Raw genomic sequence first — 22,205 nt, forward strand, 5'->3', positions numbered from 1 at the left:
CTCGTCGGTGGAAACTGTATTCTCGTCTAGTTAGAACCTTAATACCAGAGGATGTCGTCACATGCCGAGACCTCCGCTGTTCCAGCGTGCGACCGTCACCCGGGTGATCGAGGAGACGGCCGACGCGCGAACGTTCGCGCTCGCCCCGGTCGCGGGCCCGTGGGAGTACCGCGCCGGCCAGTTCTGCACGTTCAAGGTCACGGTCGCCGGCGAGGAGCTGCTGCGCAGCTATTCCATGTCGAGCGCGCCGGAGACCGACGGCGAACTCGCGGTGACCGTCAAGCGCGTCCCGGCCGGCCAGGTGTCGAACTGGATGATCGACAACCTGGCCAAGGGCGACGAGGTCGAGCTGACGAGGCCGCACGGCGTCTTCTGCCTGCGCGAGACCGACGCGCCGCTGATCGGCTTCTGCGGCGGCAGCGGGATCACCCCGGTCATCTCCCTGGCCAAGAGCGCGCTCGCCTCGACGAACCGCCGGGTCCGGCTGCTGTGCGCCGATCGCGACCAGCCGGCCGCGATCTTCTGGCAGGCGCTGACCGACCTGGCCGAGCAGTACCCGGACCGGCTGTCGGTCACCCGCCACCTGGACGTCGAGAAGGGCTTCCTCGACGCGGAGGCCGTCCGCGCCTTCCTCGGCGAGGACACCGGCGCCGACGTCTACATCTGCGGCCCGACGCCGTTCATGGACCTGGTCGAGGCCGCCATCCCCGCGGTGGGGAAGGTCTTCATCGAGCGGTTCGGGGCGACGGCGCCGCTGCCTCCGGAGGAGGACGAAGCCACCGGAGCGCAGGCCGGGGGCACGGGCTCGGCGGCGGCGGCCAGCAAGGTGGTCGAGGGCTCGGTCACGATCATCCTGGGCCGCAAGAAGGTCACGCTCCCCCGCCGGCCTGGCGAGACGTTCCTGGAGAGCGCGCGCCGCGGCGGGCTCACCCCACCGTTCTCCTGCGAGTCCGGCACCTGCGCGACCTGCATGGCCCACGTCGAGGAGGGCGAGGTCTCGATGCGGGTGAACGACGCGCTGACCGACGACGAGGTCGCCGAGGGCTACGTGCTCACCTGCCAGGGCCTGCCCGAGTCGGACAAGGTCGTCGTCAAGTACGAATAGCCAGGCCCAGACACGAACCGAACGCGCCCGGTCGCCCAGCGGCCGGGCGCGTCGCGTTTTGGGTGCCGCGCGGGCTATGCCGCACCGTGTTCACCGAGAGCGGGGGGCGGGCCGTAGACCGGCTCGTAGCCGGCGATGCGGATGGGGCTGCCGATCAGACGGAAGCCGCCGCCCGCGTCGACGACGGTTTCGGGGGCCTCGGCCAGCGCCTCGGGCAGGGAACGCACCGCCGCGATCGGGATGCCCTGGGGCCGCAGCCGCGCCTCCCAGCCGCGCGCGGTGTCGGCCGCCAGCGCTCTGATGACGACCGCCAGCACCTCCTCGCGGTGCGCGGCCCGGTCGGCCATCGTCGGGAAGGCCGCGACCTCCTGTTCGGGTATGCCGGCCTCCGCCACGAACGTCCGCCAGGAGCGGTCGTGCGTCAGGAACATGGCGACGAAGCCGTCCGCGGTCGGGAACAGCTGTGCCGGCACGTAGTACGAGTGCGCGCCGAACGGGTGGCGCACCGGCTCCGCGCCCTCGTTCAGGTACGCCGACACCTTGTAGTTGAGCTGGGAGAGCATGACGTCGCGCAGCGACACCTCGACCTGCCCGCCCCGGCCGGAGATGATCTGCGCGAGCAGGCCCAGCGCGGCGGTCAGGCCGGCGGAGTTGTCCGCCGCCGTGTAGCCGGGCAGCGTCGGCGGGCCGTCCGGTTCGCCGGTGAGCGCCGCGACGCCGGTGGCCGCCTGGATGATGTAGTCGAACGCCGGGTCGTCGTCGGCCCGCAGGCCGTAGCCGGTGATCGCGACGCAGACGAGCTTCTCGTTGTACGGCCGGAGCGCCTCATAGGTCAGCCCGAGCTTGCGGATCGCGGACGGCCGCTGGTTGACGATCAGCGCGTGCGCGCCCGCGGCCAGCTCGTGCAGCCGGTCCTGCCCTTCCCGGGTGGTCAGGTCGGCGACGACGCTGCGCTTGCCGCGGTTGAGGCTGGCGAAGTAGGCGTCGCCGACCTGCCGCGACATGTCGCCCGTCGGCGGCTCGATCTTGGTGACCTCGGCGCCGAGGTCCGACAGCACCATCGAGGCGTACGGGCCGGCCAGTATGTGGCCGGCCTCGAGAATCCTGATTCCCGCCAGCGGCCCCTGGCCGAAGGTCATGCGACCATGTTCCTCGGTCGCATGACCTTCGGCCACCGGCGGCCCCTGGCCGAAGGTCATGCGGTCATGTTCCTCGGTCGCATGGCCTTCGGCCACCGGCGGCACGGGCCCGGTGCCGTCCGCCCCGGTCATCAATCTCGAAGGTCGGCGGCGATCTGGGCGTAGACCTCGCGGGTGCGGCGCTTGGAGGCCACCAGCTCGTCGCGGTTGTCGCCGATCGGCAGGAGGCGCGCCGAGAGGTCGGTGACGCCGGCGTCGAGGAACTGCCTGATCCTGGCGGCGATCATCTCCTCGTCACCGACAGCCGCGAGGTCGCCGACGCCGGTGGCGTCGCCCTGGTCGAGCAGCCGCTGGTAGTTCGGGGAGACCTCGGCCTCGCCGAGGATCCGGTTGGCGCGCGCCTTGGCCTCGTCGACCTGGTCCGGCTGGCACAGGCACATCGGAATGCCCGCGACGATCCGAGGCGCCGGCCGCCCGGCCTCCTCGGCTGCCTTGGTGATCCGCGGCGCGATGTGCTCGCCGATGGCGCGCTCGTCGGCCAGCCACAGCACGGTGCCGTCCGCCTTCTCGCCGGCGATGCGCAGCATCACCGGGCCGAGGGCGGCGACCAGCACCGGCAGCGGCGCGACCGGGGTGAGGCCGAGCGGGTTGTGCACCGTGAAGGTGTCGTTCTCGACGTCGGCGCCCCCGGTGCCCGCCAGGGCGGCGTTCAGCACCTCGAGGTAGTCGCGGGTGAACGCGGCCGGCTTGTCGTAGGGCAGGCCGAGCATGTCCTTGACGATCCAGTGGTGCGACGGCCCGACGCCGAGCGCCAGCCGGCCGTTCGTCGCGGCGTGCGCCGACATCGCGGACCGCGCCAGCGCGATCGGGTGCTGCGGCTGCAGCGGGACCACCGCGGTCCCCAACTCGATGCGCTCGGTCACCGTGCCCATGAGCGCGACGGTGATCAGCGCGTCGAAGTCCGTCGGGACCTGGGGAATCCAGGCGGTGTCCATCCCGGCGCCCTCGGCCCAGCGCACGTCGTCGAGCATCCGCGCGACCTTGCGCGCGGAGTCCCCGCGCTCGGGCCCGATCATCACGCCGAACCGCGCCATCTTCTCCACCTAACTCTTCAGTGCGACGGTCAACGCAGCTGGTCCTTCATGACCTTGCCCGTCGCGTTCAGCGGAAGGGCGTCGAGGAACTCGACGAAACGCGGCGCCTTGAACCCGGCCATCCGCTCCTTGGACCAGGACATGACCTCCTCGGCGGTCACCTCGGCGCCCGCGCGCCGGACGATGAACGCCTTGCACACCTCGCCGAGGCGCGCGTCGGGCACGCCGATGACGGCGGCCTGAGCCACGGCCGGGTGCTCCAGAAGGTATCCCTCGATCTCGGCGGGATAGGCGTTGAAACCGCCGACGATGAACATGTCCTTCTTGCGGCCGACGATCTTCAGGTAGCCACGCTCGTCGAGCGAGCCGAGGTCGCCGGTGTGCAGCCAGCCGTCGGCATCGACGGTCTCGGCGGTGGCCAACGGGTCGTCGAAGTAGCCCTGCATGACGCTGTAGCCGCGGATGAGCACCTCGCCGTCACCGGCGACCGCGACCTCGATCCCGTCGCAGGGCGCGCCGACGGTCGTCGCGATCGACTCGAACGAGTCGCCGGGACGCGACGCCGTCGCGGTGCCGGCCTCGGTGAGGCCGTAGCCGGTCATGATGTGCTGGAACGGCAGCTCGGCCTTCATCCGGCGGATGAGCTCCACCGGGATGTCGGCCGAGCCGGTGACCGCGCAGCGCAGGGATGACAGGTCGTGCTTGCCGCCGGCCTCGAGCAGCGAGTGGTAGATGGTCGGCGCGCCGGGGAGCATCGTGATCTTCTCCCGCTCGACCAGCTCGCCGACCTTGTCCACATCGAAGACGGCGAGCGGCAGGATCGTCGCGCCACGAATGAGTGACGCGACAAGCCCTGCCTTGTAGCCGAACGTGTGGAAGAACGGGTTGACGATCAGGTACCGGTCACCCTCGCGCAGATCCGCCTGGTAGCACCACTCGGAATACAGCCGCAGCGTCTGCCGGTGGTTCATCGTCACGCCCTTGGGGCGCCCGGTCGTGCCGGACGTGAAGATGATGTCGGCGATGTCGCCGCCGTCGACCTCCCGCTCGAACGGCGAGCCGCTCGCGAGGAAGTCCGACTTCAGGTCGAGGTTCGTGACCCCGTCCGGGACCTCGTAGTCGATACCGAGGAAGCCGGGCTGGGTGAGCACCGCCTTGGCCCCGCTGCGCACGATGATGTCGGCGGCCTCGGCCGCCTTGTAGCGGGTGTTGACGGGAACCAGGACACCGCCGGCGGTCAGCAGCCCGAAGGCCGCGATCGCCCACTCGGCCGAGTTCGGCGCCCAGATAGCCACCCGGTCGCCCTTGCCGACGCCCAGCGCGGCGAACGCGCCGGCGGCCCGGCGGACCCGCTCGACCAGCTCGACGTAGGTCAGGCGCAGGTCACCGTCGACGAGCGCCTCGGCGTCGCCGAACCGCTCCGCGGTACTCGCCACCATCCGCGGGATGGTGTCCCACGGCAGCCCCGTGAACGTCGCGCTCTCGGTGCTCCCGGCAATGGTCAAGTCCCCGGCAACCCGGAGGTTCTCTGTCACCTCGACGTCCTCGTCATTCGGTGTCCGAACTGCTCGGTGTCCTGATCCGCCCCGCGCGGCGCTCAGCCGTCGATCAGCTTGGCGAGGTTGCCGCCCATGACCTTGAACTTGTCATCCTCGCTGAGGTCTCCCAGCTCGCTGACATGGGTCACCGGGTCGCCAAGGCCCTCGGGGTGCGGGTAGTCCGAGCCGAACAGGATCCGCTCGATGCCGAGCAGCTCGCCGAGGTCCGCGTAGCTCTCCTCCCAGAAGGGAGAGATGTTGATGTTGCGGCGCATGACGTCGATCGGGTGCTCGTCGAAGCCCTGCGGGTACTTCTTGTAGGCGTCCTTGAGCGACTTCTGCAGCGGGGCGACCCAGGAGGCGCCGTTCTCGATGACGGCGATCTTCAGCTCCGGGAACCGGGACAGCGCGCCGTGGCAGATCAGCGCGGCCACCGAGTCCTCGATCGGGCGCCACATGCTGACCATCTTGAAGACGTCGGGCTTGAACGGCAGGTACTCGCGCTTGTTGGCGTCCCAGTCGCTCTGGTAGCGGACGTAGCCGCTGTCGGACGAGTGCATGCCGACCAGCACTCCGTGCTCGACGACCTTGGCCCAGAACGGGTCGAACTCCGGCAGGCCGAACGAGCGGGAGCCGGCGTGGCCGGGCACCGGCGCGGGCCGGACCAGGATGACGCGGGCGCCACGGGCGACGACCCACTCCAGCTCCTCGATCGCCTTCTCGACGATCGGCAGCGTGATGACCGGGGTGGAGTAGATCCGGTTCTGGTAGTTGAACGTCCAGGTCTCGTGCATCCACTCGTTGAGGGCGTGGACGACGGCGTGCGTGAGCTCCGGGTCGTCGCGCATCCGCTCCTCGAGCAGGCTGGCGAGCGTCGGGAACATCAGCGTCCGGTCGAGGCCCTGCTCGTCCATGAGGGCCAGGCGCGACTCGGGCTCCCGGAACGCCGGGATGGCGCGCATCGGCTTGCCGATGATCTCGCGGTAGGACTTGCCCTCCGGGTTGCCGATCCGGAAGTAGTCCTCCTGGGCGCCGGGCCTGGCGACCACGTCGAACGTGGGGTTCGGGATGTACTCGCTGATCCGGCCCCGGATCGCGATCTTGGTGCGACCGTCGATCTCGACGTACCGGATCGCGCCCTCGAACTCCTTCGGCAGGAACTTGGTGAAGGCGTCCTTGGTCTCGTACATGTGGTTGTCCGCGTCGAAGACCGGATACGGCGAGCGCGTCGACATGAGATCCCTCCTTGCTGAATGCGAGAATCCTATTCTCCGGCCTGTCCGGCCGCAATGTCCCGCCGCAGGACCACCTTCTGGACCTTGCCACTGGCCGTGCGCGGGAAGTCGTCGACCACGCGGATCTCCTCCGGCCACTTCTGCCTGGCCAGCCCCACCCGCTCCAGGTGCGTCCGCGTGTCCCCCAACGTCGGCACCTCGTGCCCCGGCGCGAGCCGCAGCACCGCCACGGCGTGCTCGCCGAGACGCGGGTCCGGGGCGGCCACGACCGCGGCCTCGGCGACGGCCGGCATCGTCAGCAGTGCCTCCTCCACCTCCAGGGCGCTGATGTTCTCCCCGCCGCGGATGATGAAGTCGGCCAAGCGGTCGACGATCGTGAGGTAGCCGTCCTCGTCCAGCACGCCGACGTCTCCGGTGTGGTACCAGCCCTCGTCGTCGAACGCCTTCGCCGTCAGCTCGTCGTCGAGGTAGCCCAGGCACAGGTCCGGGCCGCGGCTGAGGATCTCGCCGTCCTCGGCGAGCTGGATCTCGACGCCCGTCATCGGGTCGCCATCGGTGAAGATCCTCTTCTCGAGCGCGGCGGAGTAGCGCGAGCCGGTGATCGACGGATGCTCCGTGCTGCCGTACGACCGGAAGACGGTGACGCCCAGGTCGGTGAGCCGGGTGGTCACCGCCGCCGGCACCGAGGAACCGCCGAGGCCCGCGTAGCGGATCCCCTCGTGGTGCCTGGCGAGGTCGAAGTCGGGGTGGTCGACGATGCTGGTCATGAAGTAGGTCGCGCCGCCGCCGACGGTGAGACCGTCGGCGAGCAGCTCCAGCACCCTCGCCGGGTCCCAGACGTCCAGCAGGTTGATCGGCATTCCGTCCAGCACCGGGATCAGCAGCGCGTTGAGCATCCCGATGAAGTGTCCGACCGGCGCGCCGGTGAGCTGGGCACCCCGGTCTGGCGCCAGCAGCCCGGCCAGCTGGCGGGTCTCGAAGACCAGCGTCTGGTGGCTGTGCACCACGCCCTTCGGGTCGCGGGTGGTGCCCGAGGTGAACGCGATCACGGCGGGTGAGGCCGGGTCGACCGGGAGCACGCCCTCCAGCGGCTCGTCGGCGAGCAGGTCGTCGAAGTTCACTGTCTCGCCGCGCCGGTCCGAGTCCCGGTCGACGACGCCGACGATCGGCACCTCGGCGCACAGGTCCTCGTGCAGCTCCATCCGGCCGAACCGCTGCGCGGTCACGAACACCTTGGGCCGCGCCGTGCGCAGGATGTAGCCGAGCTCCTTGCGCCCGTAGAAGTGCACGATCGGCACGACGACCGCGCCGAGGAACGTCGACGCCCAGAAGGTCGCCGCCGCCTCCACCCAGTTGGGAAGCTGGACGGCGACCACGTCGCCCGGGCCCACCCCGCGTGCCCGCAGTCCCGCGGCGAGCCGGCGGGCGAGCCGTTCGACGTCGCGAAGCGTCCCCTCGTACGGCCGCACGGCCGAGTGGACCCGGAACTGCGCGTCGGGCGCGGCCTCGAGGCCGGCGGCCAACAGGTCGCCGAGCGTCTCCCGGGTCCACCACCCCTCGGCCTCGTAGCGTTTCACCAGCTCAGGGGGGATGGTTCGCATGCTGGGCGCACACTCCGTTTCCTATGGGACGCTACTCTCACCAGACGAGAACGTTAGTACCAACCGCGGAGAAGGCATAGTGATCGATCTCGAAATCGACGGGGGCCTCGCGGTCGTCACGGTCGACCGGCCCGAGGCGCGCAACGCCATCTCGCCGGCCACGATGGACGAGCTGGAGAAGGCACTCGACGCCGTCGACGCGTCGGGGGCGCACGCTCTGGCCGTCACCGGCGGTGGCGACCGTGCCTTCATCTCCGGCGGCGACCTCAAGGAGCTCGCCACGATCCGGACGAAGGAAGGCGCCGTCGGCATGGCACTGCGGATGCGCGGGCTGTGCGACCGGATCGCCGCGTTCCGCGGGCCCGTCATCGCCGCGGTCAACGGCCACGCCCTGGGCGGCGGCGCCGAGATCGCGGTCGCGGCCGACATCCGGGTCGCCGTGGAGGGCGCCCAGATCGGCTTCACCCAGGTGATGCTCGCGGTCATGCCGGCCTGGGGCGGCGCCGAGCGCCTGGCCGCCGTCGTCGGGCGCGGCCGTGCCCTCATGCTGGCCGGCTCCGGCACCGTCGTCGACGCGGCGGAGGCCGCGCGCCTGGGCCTGGTCGACAAGGTCTTCCCCCGCGCCGAGTTCGACGCCGGCTGGGGGGCGCTGGCCAGATCCCTGGCCCACCGCCCGGCCGCGGAGACCAAGCGCGTGATGTCCGGCGCCCTCGGCCCTCGGGAGGTCGCCGAGGCCTTCGGCGACCTCTGGGTCGCCGACGAGCACTGGGTCGAGGTCGACAAGGTGCTGAACCGGATCCGCGGCAAGTAACGAGCAAGGACGGCGACGGCACCCTAGATATAAGGACGGAAGGGAGGACGCCGGAACGCGTCCTCCCTTCCGTCCGTCTGTGGCCACCGTCGCCGGCACCGGTCAGGTGACGGCGCCGGCTTCCTTGAGCTCGATGATGCGGTCCCAGTCGTAGCCGAGCTCGAGGAGGACCTCCTCGGTCTGGGCGGCGAAGTCCGGCGCCGGGGCCGCGACGGGCGCGGTGACGTCGAACTGGACCGGGTTGGCGACGAGCTCCATCTCCCCGGCGTCGATGATGTACTCGTTGGCCCTGACCTGCGGGTCGGCGCTGACCTGCAGCGAGTCCTGCACCGGGGCCCAGGGCCCGGACAGGGTGGCCAGCCGCTCGGTCCACTCCGCCAGGGTCCTGGTCGCGAACGCCTCCCGCAGCAGCTTGACGCCCTCGGGGGTGTTCTGGCCGATCAGCTCGGCGGTGGCGAACCGGGGGTCGTCGGCCAGCTCCGGCCGGTCGACGTGGCGGCACACGTCCGCCCAGAACCGGCCCGGCTGCAGCATGACCAGCGAGATGTACCGGCCGTCGCTGGTCTTGTACAGCCCGGAGAGCGGGTTGGTCGGCGCCCCGTGCTCGCCGGGCACGATGCCCTCGAAGGCCATGTTGGTGTACTTCGACAGCGCGATCCCGTGGCCCATCGACCAGACCCCGCTGCCCAGCAGCGAGACGTCGACGATGGAGGGCTCGCCGGTCCGCTCCCGGCGGAACAGCGCCGCGGCGATGCCGCCGGCGAGGTTCGTGCCGGAGATCGTGTCGCCGTATGCCGGCCCCGGCGGGTTGACGACGCCGTTCGTGCCGGGCGGCGTCAGGCTCGCGGCGGACGAGCCGCGTGCCCAGAAGGCGGTCATGTCGAACCCGCCCTTCGTGGACTCCGCGCCGCGCGGGCCGAGCGCGCTGCCGCGCGCATAGATGATCTTCGGGTTGACGGCGCGGATGTCGTCGACGTCCACCCGCAGCTTCTCGCGCACCTTCGGCAGGTGGTTCGTCAGGTACACGTCGGCCTGCTTCGCCAGCTCCAGCAGGACCTCCCTGCCGAGCGGGTTGGCGATGTCCAGGCCGACGCTGCGCTTGCCCCGGTTGCTGTGCCAGATGTTCGGGTTCGGCCCGGCGGGGTCGACCTTCATCTTGCCGATCTGGGTAAGCCCTCGCTGCGGGTCGCCGGTCACGGCGTGCTCGATCTTGATGACCTGAGCGCCCCACTCGCCGAGGACCGCCCCACCCGACGGCACGAAGCCGTACATGGCGACCTCGAGGACGCGGATGCCCTCCAGGGGCCGGGCGCTCATCGGCCCGGCCCCTGGTTCACCTTGACCACGCTCACTTGACCGGCACCGCCAGGGTCTTGCGCTCCAGGAACTCCTCCAGCCCGGCGACGCCCATCTCACGACCGATGCCGGACTGCTTGTACCCGCCGAACGGCGAGTCGGGAGCGAACCAGTTGCCGCCGTTGACGCTCACCGTGCCGGTCCGGATCCGCCGGGCGATCGCGATCGCCCGGTCGTCGTCGGCACCGAAGACGGAGCCGGACAGGCCGAAGATCGAGTTGTTGGCGATCGCGACGGCGTCGTCGTCGTCCTCATAGGCGATGATCGCCAGGACCGGGCCGAAGACCTCGTCCTGAGCGATCTCGCTGTCCGGGTCGACGTCGGCCAGCACCGTCGGGGCGTAGAAGAAGCCGGGCCCGTCGAGCCTCTTGCCGCCGGCGACCAGCGTGGCACCGGCCTCGACGGCCCGCTGGACGATCCCGTCGACCTTCTCGCGCTGCTCGGCACTGATCAGCGGGCCGACGTAGGTCTCCTCCAGCGCCGGGTCACCGACCTTGATGTTCTCGATCGTGGCCTTGACCTTCTCGACGAACTCGTCCTTGCGCGAGCTGGGCACGAGCAGGCGCGACGTGACGGCGCAGCCCTGCCCCGCGTGCGAGCAGATCGTCATGGTCGCGATGAGGGCGAGGAAGTCGGCGTCCGCGTCGTCGACCGCGATGAGCGCCGACTTGCCGCCGAGCTCCAGGAAGACCTTCTTGACGGTCTTGGCGGCGACTTCCATGATCCGGCGACCGACCGGCGTCGAGCCGGTGAAGCTGATCATGTCGACGTCGGGGTGGCTGGTGAGCACCTCGGCGACCTCGACCGACGGCGAGGTGATCACGTTGACGACGCCGGCCGGGATGTCGGTCTCGTTGGCGATGATCTCGCCGAGCGCCAGGGTGATCAGCGGAGTCTGCGGCGCGCCCTTGAGGATCACGGTGCAGCCGGCCGCGAGCGCGGGAGCGACCTTCGCGATCGCGATCTGGGTCGGGTAGTTGTAAGGAATGATCGCGGACACGACGCCCGCGGCCTCCTTCTCCACCCAGCGCCGGTTCTTGATCCCGTGGGACTCGACTTCGGGAAGATCCTCCGTGAACGAGTAGCCCGCGGCCAGGTCCGCGTAGTACTTCACGATGTCGATCGGGATGTCGAGCGCCGCGCTGTACGTCATCACCCGCGGATGCCCGACCTCGGCGATCGTCAGCTCACGCAGCTCCTCGCGGTGCTTGACCAGCGCCTGATGCAGCTGGTTCAGGCACCGCACCCGGAACTCGACGTTCGTCGACCAGTCCGTCGTGTCGAACGCCCGGCGGGCCGCCTTCACCGCGGCCACCGCCTGCTCGACCGTCGCGTCCGGCGCCTCGCCGAGAACCTCGCCCGTCGTCGGGTTGAGCGAGACCGTCGTACTCGGCGCCTCGACAAGCTGCCCGTCGATGAGTAAGCCCTTCACGGCAGGTCCCTCGCCCTCTTCTGGTTCGTTCTCGTGATGCGTCCACGCCGATCCTCGCGCAGGACGCACGTCGGGTGGGTCCGGACGCCCGCCACCAGCGCTTCCCTGTGCTGGAAGCTACATTCTCGCCTGACGGGAATCAAGATTTCATGGACTGCCCGGTACAACCGGCCAGCCGGCGCGGGCAGACGGGCGCACACGCCAAGCGCCGGCGCCCGGCGGCCCGGGCACGCACCCCGGGCCGCCGAACCCTACAGCGCCACCGCCGGAGCGGCCACGGTGCGCCCAGCGGCTCCGCTCAGACCGTGGCGGGCAGCGCGACCGGGACGTTCATCAGCTTGGCCAGGTTCTCGCCCATGACCTTGCGGATGAACGGCTCGGGCTGGTCCTTGAGGTCGTCGATGTAGCTGATCGGATTGGCCAGGCCCTCCGGGTGCGGGTAGTCGGAGCCGAAGAGGATGTGCTCCTCACCGAGCAGCTGAGCCAGCTCGGCGAAGTTCTCCTCCCAGAACGGGCTGATGTAGATGTTGCGCTTCAGGGCCTCGACCGGGTTCTCGATGAAGTCCTGCGGCATCTTCTTGTAGAGATCCTTGAGGGTCTTGAGTAGCGGCGCCACCCAGGAGGCGCCGTTCTCGACGACGGCGATCTTCAGCCGCGGGAAGCGGGACACCGCGCCGTGGATCACCAGCGACGCCACCGCGTCCTCGATCGGCCGCCAGGAGTGCAGCATCCGGAAGGCGTTCGGCTGGAACGGCAGGTGCTCGGTGGCCGCCCCGCTCCACTCACCGGTGAAGCGCGAGTAGCCAGAGTCGGACGAGTGCAGGGCGACCAGGATGTCGGCCTCCTGGACCCGCGCCCAGAACGGGTCGAACTCCGGCAGCGCGAACGAGCGCGGCCCCTTGTACCCGGGCACCGGCGCCGGCCGGACCAGGATCACCTTCGCGCCCCGCTCCAGGACCCACTCGAGCTCCTTGACCGCCTCGTCGACGATCGGGAGCGTGATCACCGGGGTGGTGAAGATGCGGTCGAGGCCGTTGTAGTTGAACTGCCAGGTCTCGTAGAGCCACTCGTTGAGCGCGTGGATCGCGGCGTGGGTCAGCTCCGGGTCGTCCTTCATCCGCTCCTCGAGCAGGCTCGCGAGCGTCGGGAACAGCAGGGTCCGCGCGAGGCCCTGTTCCTCGTCCATCAGCTTCAGGCGCGCCGCGGGCTCGCGCCAGGCCGGGATCGCCTTCACCGGCTTGCCGAAGATCTCCCGGCGGGACTTACCGTCCGGGTTGCCCTTGCGGTAGTACTCCTCCTGCGCGCCCGGCCGGGCGACGACCTCGAAGGTCGGGTTGGGGATGTACTCGCTGATCGTCCCCTGGACCACGATCTTCGTGCGGCCGTGGACGTCGACGTAGTCGATCGCCTTCTTGTAGCGCGCCGGCAGGTACTTGGTGAACGCGTCGGTCGTCTCGTACAGGTGGTTGTCGGCGTCGAACACCGGGATGTCAGGACCGGACATCGGGCCTCCCCTGTTGGTCAGTCTGCTCGTCAAAGTTAATTAATAATGCACCTGGCTGGCAGACGCACGGGAGCGGATCCAGGTGGTCACGGTCACGGTCCCCGCGACTAGCCCTACCGGTGGCGAACGGGATCACATTCTGACACGATCGTCGAAACCTGCACTTTGAGGCAACCGTCACGGCACCGGACCCGTCAGCCGAGGCGGGGTACGAGCCCTGGCGCGTACCGCACAACCGGCCGACGATCGGACTCAGCATGATCGGGAATGGCGACCTCTCCGAGGACCCGCCCCCGGCGGACACGACGCCCATGGCGCACCAGGCGGTCGAACCCGGCGGCGACACGCCCCGCGCGGGCGCGGCTACTGTCTACGGACAGCGACGGGCCCGCAGGCCGACCCACGCCACAAGGGTCAAGATGAGTGAACCCACTATGTGAACACTCACTCAGACGCCCGCGACCGACCGCTCTCAGGCCACCCCTGACCCCGCCTGAAGCATCGCCGAAGTGGACGAAAAGCGTCCATTCCAGGCGAACCGTTGACGGAACGGTGTCGAGCATGTATTCACTTAGCGACTGGCAGCCGCTGTGATGCCCGACACACGACGTTACCGCGAGCCCGCGCCCACCGGCGAGCCGTACGCCGCACCCCCGCTGCCCAAGATCGCCAACCGAGGATGACATGCCGCATACCAGGGTCGCTCGCCGCACCGTCGCCTCCAGGCGGTCATGGCGACGTCCCGCGCTGGCGCTGGTGACGACGTCCTCGGCGCCGCGAAGGCCTCGGTGATCGCGATCGACATCCCGGTCGTCGTGGACATCCACCGGAAGCGGGCCCCCGCGGTTTTCGACGCAGCCGGTGTCGACGTCGAGCCGGTGACCATCCCGCCGGATCAGGGCGACCTGACGCCGCGGGCACGACGCACGGCGGCCGATGGCACCAGCCACCCATCATTCACACTGTTCAAGACCGGCGGGGAGACCTACCGTCTTGACATCGACATTGACATCGACACCGGTAGCGGCGTCGCGATCGGCATGTTCACCTCGATGGCCGGCTTCCGTGCGGCGCGACCGCCTGGCCAGTCGCCGATCGAGAACTAGACGTCGCCGATCAAGAGCTTCACAGGGCCGATGCAAAACTGAACAGGCTGTAGACCAAACTCCACCACCACCACCGCCGCTTCCGCGGCCCTGACCCTGGACGCCCCACGACAACGGGGCCGTCCCGGGTGAGGGCCATGGAAGCGGTCCTGACCCGAGAACCGCCGCTCAACGCGGTCCTGACCTGGGACGCCGGCCGCGGAAGCGGTCCTCCCTGGGACGACGTCGGGAGATCCCTTCATGTCACACATCGCCTCGCTCCTGTTGGGGCTCGGCAACGGCGCAGTGTTCGCCGCGCTCGCGCTCGCACTGGTGCTGACCTACCGCAGCTCGGGGGTCATCAACTTCGCGACCGGAGCGATCGCTCTCTACGTCGCCTACACCTACGCGGACCTGCGAGAAGGCGAATTACTGGTTCCGATTCCGGGCCTGCCGACGACCGTCGGCCTGGGAACGGACAGCATTCCCTTCCTGCCGGCGGCGCTGCTCGCGCTGCTGATCGGCGCATTGCTCGGCGCGCTGCTCTACGGACTGGTGTTCCGCAAGCTGCTGGACGCGCCGCCGCTGGCCAAGGCGGTCGCCTCACTGGGCGTCCTGGTCATCATCCAGTCGGTGATGGTGATCCGCGTCGGCGTGGCGCCGGTCAGCGTCGAGCAGATCTTCCCGGCGGACCGCTGGACGCTCGGCTCGCTGACCGTGCTGTCGGACCGGTTCTACCTGGCCGTCGCCGTGATCGTGCTGACTCTGGTGCTCACCGCGGTCTTCCGGTTCACCCGGTTCGGCCTGCTGACCAGGGCCACCGCCTCCTCGCAGACCGGCGCCTACGTCAGTGGCGTGTCCGCGTCGCGGGTGGCGCTGACGAACTGGATGATCAGCTGCGCGGTGGCCGGTGCGGCCGGCATCCTCATCGCGCCGGTCAGCCCGCTCGCGCCGACGACCTACACGCTGTTCGTGGTGCCGGCACTCGCCGCGGCCGTCGTCGGCGGCTTCCAGAACCTGGTTCCGAGCGTCATCGCCGGCCTGGTGATCGGTATGGTCCAGGCCGAGGCGCTCTCGCTCGCCGCGCAGCACTCGTGGCTGCCCAGGACCGGCTCGGCCGAGCTGGTGCCGCTGATCGTCATCGTGATCGCGCTGGTGGCGACCGGCCGGGGGATGCCCGTGCGCGGTGGCCTGGTCAGGCAGCCGCTGGGGCTGGCTCCACGGCCGCGGGCGCTGACGCTGCCGACGATCGCTGGCACCGTCGTCGGCGCCCTGTTCCTGATCTTCCTCCACGGCACCTGGCGCGCCGCCGTCATCGGCACGATCATCGCCGCGGTCATCGGCCTGTCGCTCATCGTCGTGACCGGCTACGCCGGCCAGGTGTCGCTCGCGCAGCTCGCGCTCGCCGGCGCGGGCGCGTTCCTGCTCTCGAACCTCACCCAGAGCTGGCACATCCCCTTCCCGTTCGCACCGCTGCTCGCGGCGCTCGGCGCGACCGTCCTGGGCGTCGTCATCGGCCTGCCAGCGCTACGACTACGCGGGCTCACTCTCGGCGTGGTCACGCTCGCGCTCGCCTACGCCATCGAGGCGGTCTGGTTCCGTAACACCCAGATCGTCAGCACCTCGGGCGCGAAGGTCAGCGATCCGAAGATCTTCGGCCTCAATCTCGGGATCGGCAGCGGGCACGCCTTCCCCCGCCTGGAGTTCGGCTTCCTGTGCCTGTTCGTACTGGTGGCGGTGTCGTTCGGCGTCGCCAAGCTGCGGATGAGCGCCCTGGGCTCGGCCATGCTCGCCGTGCGCGCCAATGAGCGTTCGGCCGCCGGCATCGGCATCAACGTGGTGCGGATCAAGGTCATCAGCTTCGCGATCGGGTCGTTCATCGCCGGCCTCGGCGGGGCGCTGCTGGCCTACCGGCGCGGCGTGGTCACCTTCGACTCGTTCTCCGCGGTCGGCGGCCTGTCGCTGCTGACGGTCGCCTACCTGGCCGGCATCACGTCGGTCTGGGGCGGCATCAACGCCGGCCTGATCGCCAGCACCGGCATCTTCTTCATCGCGATGGACCGCTGGATCCACCTCGGTGACTGGTTCTCCGTCATCACCGGCATCGGTCTGCTCGCCGCCCTCGTCGGTCACCCGGAGGGCCTCGCCAGCGACGCGCACAAGCTCGTCCACAAGGTCAGAGCCCTCCTGGAACGCTGGCGCCCAGCGACACCGGTCGCCCAGCCGGCGCTGGCCGGCGCGGGGGCCGGGGGCTCGGCGACGCCGGCCGCCGCCGCACCCGCTCAGCCCCTGTTCACGGCCACCGCGTCCGCTCCTCTGTCCACGGCGGGCGCGGCGGACACCCAGGCGACGGCGCCGGCCGGCGGTCACGGCGAGGTGCTGGAGGTTTCCGGTCTCACTGTCCGTTACGGCGGTGTGACCGCGGTCGACGGCATCGCGCTACGCGTCGAGCCGGGTAAGATCGTCGGTCTCATCGGCCCGAACGGAGCCGGCAAGACCAGTGCCCTGGACGCCATCACCGGCTTCGCCCGTGCCTCCGGCAGCGTCACGCTCGGCGGCCAGCGCATCGACAAGCTCGCCTCGCATGTCCGGGTACACAAGGGCCTCGCGCGCACGTTCCAGTCCATCGAGCTCTACGAGGAGCTCACCGTCGAGGAGAACGTGTCCGCCGCTCTCAGCGGCGTACGCGGGCACGAACGCCACCAGCGTCTCGCCGCCGCCCTCGCCGTGACCGGCATCGCGGACCGCGTCGACCGCCAGGCCGGCGAGCTCTCCCAGGGCGAACGCCAACTGGTGTCCATCGCCAGGGCCTGCGCCTCGCGTCCGAAGGTGCTGCTGCTCGACGAGCCGGCGGCCGGCCTCGACAGCACCGAGTCGACCTGGCTCGGTGAGCGCATCCGCGGCATCGCCGCGAACGGTACCGGTGTGCTGCTCGTCGACCACGACGTCGCGCTCGTGCTCGGCGTCTGCGACTACATCTACGTGCTCGAGTTCGGCAAGCTCATCGCCGAGGGCACCCCGGCCGAGATCCGGGCGAACCGCGCCGTGGCCGACGCCTACCTCGGCAACACCCACAGCACCTCCGAGCCGGTGGCCGAGAACGAGTCGGCCGCCGCGAACGGCGCCCAGCAGACGGCCAACGAGTCCCCGGCGGTGACGGCATGACCGCGACGGTCGAAACCTCCTCCCCCTCCCCCGCCGGAGTCACGACCGCCCGGCTCCAGACCGTCAGCCTCACCGGCGGCCGCGGCAGCACGACGGCGTTCCGCGACGTCGACCTCGCCCTCGCCCCCGGCAAGGTGCTCGCCCTGCTCGGACCGAACGGCGCCGGCAAGACGACGATGCTGCTCACGCTCGCCGGGCTGCTGGCGCCGCAGAGCGGCAACATCCTGGTCGACGGCGCGAAGCTGCGCGGCGGCCGGCCGGCGGCGGCGAACCGGGCCGGGATCGTGCTCGTCCCCGACAACCGGTCGCTGTTCGTCAGCCTGTCCGTCGAGGAGAACCTGAAGGTGGCGGCCCGGCGCGGCGGGCCGAAGCCCCGGGACATGCTGGCGACCTTCCCGGCGCTCGAGAAGCGGTGGAAGCTCGCGGCGGGCGCGCTGTCCGGCGGCGAGCAGCAGATGCTCGCGATGGCCCGCGCGCTCATCCAGCAGCCCCGGGTGCTGCTCGTCGACGAGCTCAGCCTCGGCCTCGCACCGCTCATCGTCGAGGGCCTCTTCGAGACGGTGCGCGCGATCGCGGCCGACCACGGCTGCTCGGTCGTGCTGGTCGAGCAGTACGCGAAGCTCGCCATGGCGGCGGCCGACGAGGTCGTCGTCCTGGCCCGCGGCCGGATCGCGCTCTCCGGCACCTCGAGCGAGCTCGCCGACCAGGTGGACCGGCTGGAGAACCTCTACTTCGACTCCGCCGACACCACCAGCAAGTAAGTGACCGGGTCCTCCCCTGAGGAGGGCCGAGAATTCGGGCGGGCCGCGCGGAGCAGTGCGCGGCCCGCCTGATCTTTTTCCCTGAGGTTTTGTCCGCAGCAGCAAGACCCGGACGAGGTGAGAATTCATGAGACTGGGATTCGCCATGCCGCATCTGCTGCGGCTGAAGGCCACCTGCCAGCCGTGGGAGGCCGGGGTGACGGGCGCGGACCAGACGCGCCTGGCGAAATGGGCCGAGAAACTCGGCTACGACATGATCGCCGTTCCCGAGCACCACATCATTCCCAGGGCGCACGTCGACCTGTCCGGCCCGCACTATTTCAGCGCCTACCCGGCGATGGCCTACTGGGCGGGGGCCACCGAGAAGATCCGGGTGAACTCCTGCATCGCCATCCTGCCGTTACAGCACCCGATCGTGACGGCGAAGGCGCTCTCGACCATCGACTGGCTGTCCAGCGGGCGGGTGACCGTCACGTTCGCCGTCGGCTGGCTGGAGGAGGAGTTCAGAATCCTCGGCGTCCCCTTCCACGAACGCGGCGCGCGCGCCGAGGAGTACATCCAGGCGATCCTCGAGCTCTGGACCAAGGAGGAGCCCGAGTTCGAGGGGAAATACGTCTCGTTCAAGGACGTCGCGTTCGAGCCCAAGCCGGTCCAGAAGCCGCACCCACCGGTCTGGTTCGGCGGTGACGCCGACCCGGTGCTGCGGCGCGTCGCCCGATACGCGACGGGCTGGTGGCCGTTTCTCACCAAGCCCGAGGACATTCCCGCCAGGCTCGACCTCATCAGGTCCCAGCCCGACTACAACGGCAGACTGACCGAGGTCTTCTACGGCCTGGGCACCGCGCGCGTCGGCGAGGGCCACGCGGTGAACGAGGACCCGAACGCCCGGCCGGGCATGCCCAAACAGGAGATCATCGACCGTCTCGGCTGGTTCGAGGAACTCGGGGTCACGATGAGCTCCGTTCCCATCCCCGCCCTGACCCACATCGACGAGTACTACGACTACACCCAGTGGATAGCCGAGGAGATCATGCCCGCAGTCGGGCACTGAACGCCCACTCCCGACCGCCTGGGCGTCCCACCCTCGTCACGGGAGCGGCGCCAGGACGTACCGAGCCGGGGCACGACCTGGGCTGACGACCAGTTCGGTTCCGGGTTCACCGGTGCGGAGGGTCTCCACGGCGGCGGCCGCGACCTCGTCGGCGGAGAGCATGGGGATGCCCGCGGCCTGGAAGCGGTCGCGGGTCGGCGAGGTCAGAGGTGTGTCGACAAGACCGGGGCAGACGGCGCTCAGGCGGATGCCCTCGCGGGACAGCTTCCCGGACAGGGCCCGGACCAGGCCGATGACGGCGTGCTTGGTCATCGTGTAGATCGGGTCCTGCTCGACGCCCATCAGCGCGGCGTACGAGGCAGTGACCACGATCGAGCCGGCCCCGTGCCGGCGCATCACCGGTAGCGCGGCCCGCAGCCCGTACACGACGGAATGCTGGTTGACTCCGACGACCGCCTGGTACCGGTCGAGGTCGAGCGTCGCCGGGTCCTTGTCGACCGAGTTGATCCCCGCGTTCAGGACGAGCAGGTCCAGCCGCTCGCCGGCGGCCGCCACCATCCGGACAGACAGCTCGGGGTCGGTCAGGTCGCCGACCACCGCGACACCACCGAGCGACGCGGCGACGTCCTCGACCGCCGGCTTTCTGTCCACCAGCACGCAGCGCACTCCCTCGGCCGCCAGCCGCCGCGCGACCGCCTCCCCGATCCCGCCCGCCGCCCCGGTGATGACCGCGACCTCGCCCATCCGCCCACCTCTCGTCACCGTCGTGTCGTGCACCATCGTGGCACCTCGGTCCGGCGCCGCGACGACGCCGGACCGAGCTCGGCCTCAGGACCGGGTGCGACCGCCGCGGGGGACGTTGCGGAAGGGGATGCCGTGGTCGGGGGCCGCCTCGCGCGGCATGCCGAGCACGCGCTCGCTGATGACGTTGCGGGCGATCTCGGTGGACCCGCCGGCCACGGTGCTGATCGTGCGGACCAGGTAGTCCAGGCCGCAGCCGGCGGCCGGGTCGTCGTCGGTCCACGCCGCGCCGATGCCGCCGGCGATCTCGAAGGTGATCGTGTCCCGGCGCGTGCCGAAGTGGCCGGCGAACAGCCGGCCGATCGCCGACGACTGCGAGTGCATCCGGCCCGTGGTCATACCGGCGGCGAGCCTCCGGTTGAGCTGCTCACGCACCACGGACAGCAGCCGCGCCTCGCCGATCAGCTCCCGCGTCCGCGGGTCGTCGAGCCGGCCGAGCCGGGCGGCGATCGGGACGAGCGGCGCGTCGATGCCGGCGCTGCCCCGCCGGGTGTGGCTCGGCCTGGTCGTGAACGGCGAGTTGTTCGCCTGCCGCTCGTACATCATCCAGCTGGTACCGACGGTCCAGCCGCCGTCGACGTCACCGAGACGCTCGCTGTCGGGCACCCGGACGTCGGTGAGGTACTCCTGGCAGAACTCCATCGAGCCGTTGAGCATCTCGATACGGCTGATCTCGATGCCCGGCTGGTGGATCGGCAGCATGAACACCGACAGGCCGCGGTGCTTGGGCACGTCCCAGTTCGTGCGGGCCAGGCACAGCGCCCAGTCGGACCACCAGGCGCCGGTGCTCCAGATCTTCGACCCGTTGAGCACCCACTCGTCGCCCTCGCGGACCGCGGACATGAGCGCCCCGGCGACGTCGGACCCGCCACTGGGCTCGGAGAGGAACTGGATCCAGATCTCATCGCCGCGCAGGATCGCCGGCAGGTGGCGCAGCTTCTGCTCCTCGGTGCCGAACTCGAGGATGACGGCGGCACACGGCGACAACGTCGGCACCTGCAGGTGGCGCGGGAACTCGTAGCCGGCGAGTTCCTCGTTGAGGACCTCCTGGTGCGCCGCGGTGAGGCCCTGGCCGCCGTACTCGCGCGGGAAGGTGATGCCGGCGAGGCCCGCGTCGAACAGCATCCGCTGCAGCTTGCGGGCGCGGGCGACCTCGGCGAGCTCCTGCTCGTCGGTCAGCGTCCGCCGCAGCGTACGGACCGTCTCGTCCTGCTTGAGGTTGCCCTGGATGAACCGGCGGGCCCGCTCCCGGAAACTGTCGAGATCCTCGAGGTCACCCGCCGCGTTCGCCCGCGCCGCCACCGGGCCCGCGCCCTGGGCCGCGGGCGCCTCCTGCGGCTGGGTGTCATCGCTCGGGGCGGCGGCCTGAGCGATGGCGACGGCGGCCAGCCGGCCCAGGTGCTCGTCCGGGGTACCGAACAGGGCGCGGTTGACGGCGCCCCGGCGCAGGAACAGGTGCAGGTCGTGCTCGAAGGTGATGCCGATGCCGCCGTGCAGCTGAACACAGTCCTGCAGCAGCTCGACACCCGGCTCGCCGAGAGCCTTGGCGACGCTGACCAGCTCGTCGGCCTGCGGCGAGCCCGCGTCGACGGCGGCGGCCGCGGCGTCGACGGCGGCGTGCGTCGCCTCCAGCCACATCTTCATGTCGGCGAACCGGTGCTTGAGCGCCTGGTAGGACGCGAGCGGGCGGCCGAACGAGTACCGGTCGAAGGCCCAGTCGACGGTCATGTCGAACGCGCGCTGCAGCGCGCCGACCATCTCGGCGGTGACCAGGACCAGGGCGAGCTGGAGCTGGCGGCGCACGTCCTCGTCGCTGCCGGCGAACTCGCCGACGACGGCCGCACGCGGCAGCCGCACCCCGTCGAAGGTGACCGCGGCGAACCGGCGGGTCAGGTCGAGGGAATGCATCGGCGTGACGGTGACGCCGGCCGCGTCGGCGGGCACGAGCACCTGGGTGAGCCCGTCGCCGGTACGGCCGGTCACCAGCAGGTGGCTCGCCCAGGCGGCCGCCTCGACCGGGCGCTTGACCCCGTCGAGCACGACCTCGTCCCCGTCGGCCCGCACGGTGAGGGTCACGGTGCCGAGGCGGTCGTGCGGGGCCGGCTCGGCCAGGCACCACGCGCCGACCGCCTCGCCGGCCAGGAGGGCGTCGAGGACCTCGGCGTGCCCGGAGGCCGCGTCGGACCGACCGGCGGCCGCGGCCGCCGTCAGCGCGCGAGACAGCGCCGCGGCGACGACGTTCGTCGCGACCAGCGGGCCCGGGGCCGCGTGGGTGCCGAACTCGTAGGCGATCAGGCTCAGGTCGACGACCGGCGAGCCACTGACGCTGCCGCCGCCGAACTCGTCGTCGACGACCAGAGCGGTCCAGCCGAGCTCGGCGCCGGCCCGCCAGTAGTCACGGCCGAACCCCTCCGGGTCGTCGCGCAGCCGGCGCAGCGCGTCCGGCGCGGCCTCCCGCTCCAGGTAGCGCGCCGTGGTGTCACGCAGGATCTCCTGCTCCGAGCTCAGCTCGATCAGCATGGACTCG

Annotated in this window: 16 protein-coding genes; 6 read left to right on the forward strand and 10 right to left on the reverse strand. The window is 70.5% G+C overall.

Annotated elements, in window-relative coordinates:
- The first annotated feature begins 61 nt into the window (after positions 1–61).
- Positions 62–1,105, forward strand: a complete 1,044-nt coding sequence (locus tag FRCN3DRAFT_RS0231050) for a ferredoxin--NADP reductase (RefSeq protein ID WP_007508063.1) — start codon at positions 62–64, stop codon at positions 1,103–1,105.
- Positions 1,106–1,179: 74 nt separating this feature from the next.
- Here the strand turns inward: FRCN3DRAFT_RS0231050 and FRCN3DRAFT_RS0231055 are convergent, their stop codons facing one another.
- From FRCN3DRAFT_RS0231055 to FRCN3DRAFT_RS0231075, 5 genes are all read right to left on the reverse strand, one after another.
- Entirely contained in the window at positions 1,180–2,244 is a 1,065-nt protein-coding gene (locus FRCN3DRAFT_RS0231055) for a CaiB/BaiF CoA transferase family protein (RefSeq protein WP_027141100.1), read from the reverse strand.
- A 131-nt stretch (positions 2,245–2,375) separates the two neighbouring features.
- Entirely contained in the window at positions 2,376–3,338 is a 963-nt protein-coding gene (locus FRCN3DRAFT_RS0231060; RefSeq protein ID WP_007508066.1) for an LLM class F420-dependent oxidoreductase, read from the reverse strand.
- Between the two features lie 29 nt (positions 3,339–3,367).
- Entirely contained in the window at positions 3,368–4,873 is a 1,506-nt protein-coding gene (locus FRCN3DRAFT_RS0231065) for a FadD3 family acyl-CoA ligase (RefSeq protein ID WP_007508067.1), read from the reverse strand.
- Between the two features lie 62 nt (positions 4,874–4,935).
- A complete protein-coding gene (locus FRCN3DRAFT_RS0231070) occupies positions 4,936–6,111 on the reverse strand; it encodes an amidohydrolase family protein (protein WP_007508069.1) in 1,176 nt (391 codons plus the stop codon).
- 29 nt (positions 6,112–6,140) lie between these two features.
- Positions 6,141–7,712: an AMP-binding protein gene (locus FRCN3DRAFT_RS0231075; protein ID WP_007508071.1), complete on the reverse strand. Its 1,572-nt coding sequence runs from the start codon at positions 7,710–7,712 to the stop codon at positions 6,141–6,143.
- A 79-nt stretch (positions 7,713–7,791) separates the two neighbouring features.
- Here FRCN3DRAFT_RS0231075 and FRCN3DRAFT_RS0231080 point away from each other — a divergent pair, with 79 nt between their 5' ends.
- Positions 7,792–8,523 carry an enoyl-CoA hydratase/isomerase family protein gene (locus FRCN3DRAFT_RS0231080; RefSeq protein ID WP_007508073.1) on the forward strand — a complete coding sequence of 244 codons (732 nt, stop codon included), beginning with the start codon at positions 7,792–7,794 and terminating at the stop codon, positions 8,521–8,523.
- 102 nt (positions 8,524–8,625) lie between these two features.
- Here FRCN3DRAFT_RS0231080 and FRCN3DRAFT_RS0231085 read toward each other — a convergent pair whose 3' ends face one another.
- From FRCN3DRAFT_RS0231085 to FRCN3DRAFT_RS0231095, 3 genes are all read right to left on the reverse strand, one after another.
- Complete coding sequence (locus FRCN3DRAFT_RS0231085) at positions 8,626–9,840, reverse strand: CaiB/BaiF CoA transferase family protein (protein ID WP_007508075.1); 1,215 nt, start codon at positions 9,838–9,840, stop codon at positions 8,626–8,628.
- Positions 9,841–9,871: 31 nt separating this feature from the next.
- Positions 9,872–11,311, reverse strand: coding sequence for an aldehyde dehydrogenase family protein (locus tag FRCN3DRAFT_RS0231090; protein ID WP_007508076.1), 1,440 nt, complete (start codon positions 11,309–11,311; stop codon positions 9,872–9,874).
- 298 nt (positions 11,312–11,609) lie between these two features.
- Positions 11,610–12,815, reverse strand: coding sequence for an amidohydrolase family protein (locus FRCN3DRAFT_RS0231095; protein WP_007508079.1), 1,206 nt, complete (start codon positions 12,813–12,815; stop codon positions 11,610–11,612).
- Positions 12,816–13,546: 731 nt separating this feature from the next.
- On the opposite strand from FRCN3DRAFT_RS0231095, the gene FRCN3DRAFT_RS0231100 reads away from it, so the two are divergent.
- From FRCN3DRAFT_RS0231100 to FRCN3DRAFT_RS0231115, 4 genes are all read left to right on the forward strand, one after another.
- Complete coding sequence (locus FRCN3DRAFT_RS0231100) at positions 13,547–13,921, forward strand: hypothetical protein (RefSeq protein WP_007508083.1); 375 nt, start codon at positions 13,547–13,549, stop codon at positions 13,919–13,921.
- Positions 13,922–14,161: 240 nt separating this feature from the next.
- A complete protein-coding gene (locus FRCN3DRAFT_RS0231105; RefSeq protein ID WP_007508085.1) occupies positions 14,162–17,065 on the forward strand; it encodes a branched-chain amino acid ABC transporter permease/ATP-binding protein in 2,904 nt (967 codons plus the stop codon).
- Positions 17,062–17,826 (forward strand): ABC transporter ATP-binding protein, encoded by a 765-nt coding sequence (locus tag FRCN3DRAFT_RS0231110; RefSeq protein WP_007508087.1) that lies wholly within the window; start codon positions 17,062–17,064, stop codon positions 17,824–17,826. Before FRCN3DRAFT_RS0231105 ends, FRCN3DRAFT_RS0231110 begins: the two co-directional genes overlap by 4 nt.
- 127 nt (positions 17,827–17,953) lie before the next feature.
- Entirely contained in the window at positions 17,954–18,877 is a 924-nt protein-coding gene (locus FRCN3DRAFT_RS0231115; protein WP_007508090.1) for a TIGR03619 family F420-dependent LLM class oxidoreductase, read from the forward strand.
- A 36-nt stretch (positions 18,878–18,913) separates the two neighbouring features.
- Here the strand turns inward: FRCN3DRAFT_RS0231115 and FRCN3DRAFT_RS0231120 are convergent, their stop codons facing one another.
- The gene (locus tag FRCN3DRAFT_RS0231120) at positions 18,914–19,657 is read right to left on the reverse strand and encodes an SDR family oxidoreductase (RefSeq protein WP_007508092.1); all 744 of its coding nucleotides are present in this window, start codon (positions 19,655–19,657) and stop codon (positions 18,914–18,916) included.
- Positions 19,658–19,705: 48 nt separating this feature from the next.
- Complete coding sequence (locus FRCN3DRAFT_RS57950; RefSeq protein WP_007508094.1) at positions 19,706–22,198, reverse strand: acyl-CoA dehydrogenase family protein; 2,493 nt, start codon at positions 22,196–22,198, stop codon at positions 19,706–19,708.
- Positions 22,199–22,205 lie beyond the last annotated feature (7 nt).

The sequence above is a fragment of the Pseudofrankia saprophytica genome (assembly GCF_000235425.2).
Taxonomy (GTDB): Bacteria; Actinomycetota; Actinomycetes; order Frankiales; family Frankiaceae; genus Pseudofrankia; species Pseudofrankia saprophytica.

Excerpts from the sequence above, each read along its gene's own strand:
- FRCN3DRAFT_RS0231050 (WP_007508063.1), top strand. The coding sequence starts at position 62 with ATGCCGAGACCTCCGCTGTTCCAGCGTGCGACCGTCACCCGGGTGATC.
- FRCN3DRAFT_RS0231055 (WP_027141100.1), bottom strand. The coding sequence starts at position 2,244 with ATGACCTTCGGCCAGGGGCCGCTGGCGGGAATCAGGATTCTCGAGGCC.
- FRCN3DRAFT_RS0231060 (WP_007508066.1), bottom strand. The coding sequence starts at position 3,338 with ATGGCGCGGTTCGGCGTGATGATCGGGCCCGAGCGCGGGGACTCCGCG.
- FRCN3DRAFT_RS0231070 (WP_007508069.1), bottom strand. The coding sequence starts at position 6,111 with ATGTCGACGCGCTCGCCGTATCCGGTCTTCGACGCGGACAACCACATG.
- FRCN3DRAFT_RS0231075 (WP_007508071.1), bottom strand. The coding sequence starts at position 7,712 with ATGCGAACCATCCCCCCTGAGCTGGTGAAACGCTACGAGGCCGAGGGG.
- FRCN3DRAFT_RS0231085 (WP_007508075.1), bottom strand. The coding sequence starts at position 9,840 with ATGAGCGCCCGGCCCCTGGAGGGCATCCGCGTCCTCGAGGTCGCCATG.
- FRCN3DRAFT_RS0231095 (WP_007508079.1), bottom strand. The coding sequence starts at position 12,815 with ATGTCCGGTCCTGACATCCCGGTGTTCGACGCCGACAACCACCTGTAC.
- FRCN3DRAFT_RS0231100 (WP_007508083.1), top strand. The coding sequence starts at position 13,547 with ATGGCGACGTCCCGCGCTGGCGCTGGTGACGACGTCCTCGGCGCCGCG.
- FRCN3DRAFT_RS0231105 (WP_007508085.1), top strand. The coding sequence starts at position 14,162 with ATGTCACACATCGCCTCGCTCCTGTTGGGGCTCGGCAACGGCGCAGTG.
- FRCN3DRAFT_RS0231110 (WP_007508087.1), top strand. The coding sequence starts at position 17,062 with ATGACCGCGACGGTCGAAACCTCCTCCCCCTCCCCCGCCGGAGTCACG.
- FRCN3DRAFT_RS0231115 (WP_007508090.1), top strand. The coding sequence starts at position 17,954 with ATGAGACTGGGATTCGCCATGCCGCATCTGCTGCGGCTGAAGGCCACC.
- FRCN3DRAFT_RS0231120 (WP_007508092.1), bottom strand. The coding sequence starts at position 19,657 with ATGGTGCACGACACGACGGTGACGAGAGGTGGGCGGATGGGCGAGGTC.
- FRCN3DRAFT_RS57950 (WP_007508094.1), bottom strand. The coding sequence starts at position 22,198 with ATGCTGATCGAGCTGAGCTCGGAGCAGGAGATCCTGCGTGACACCACG.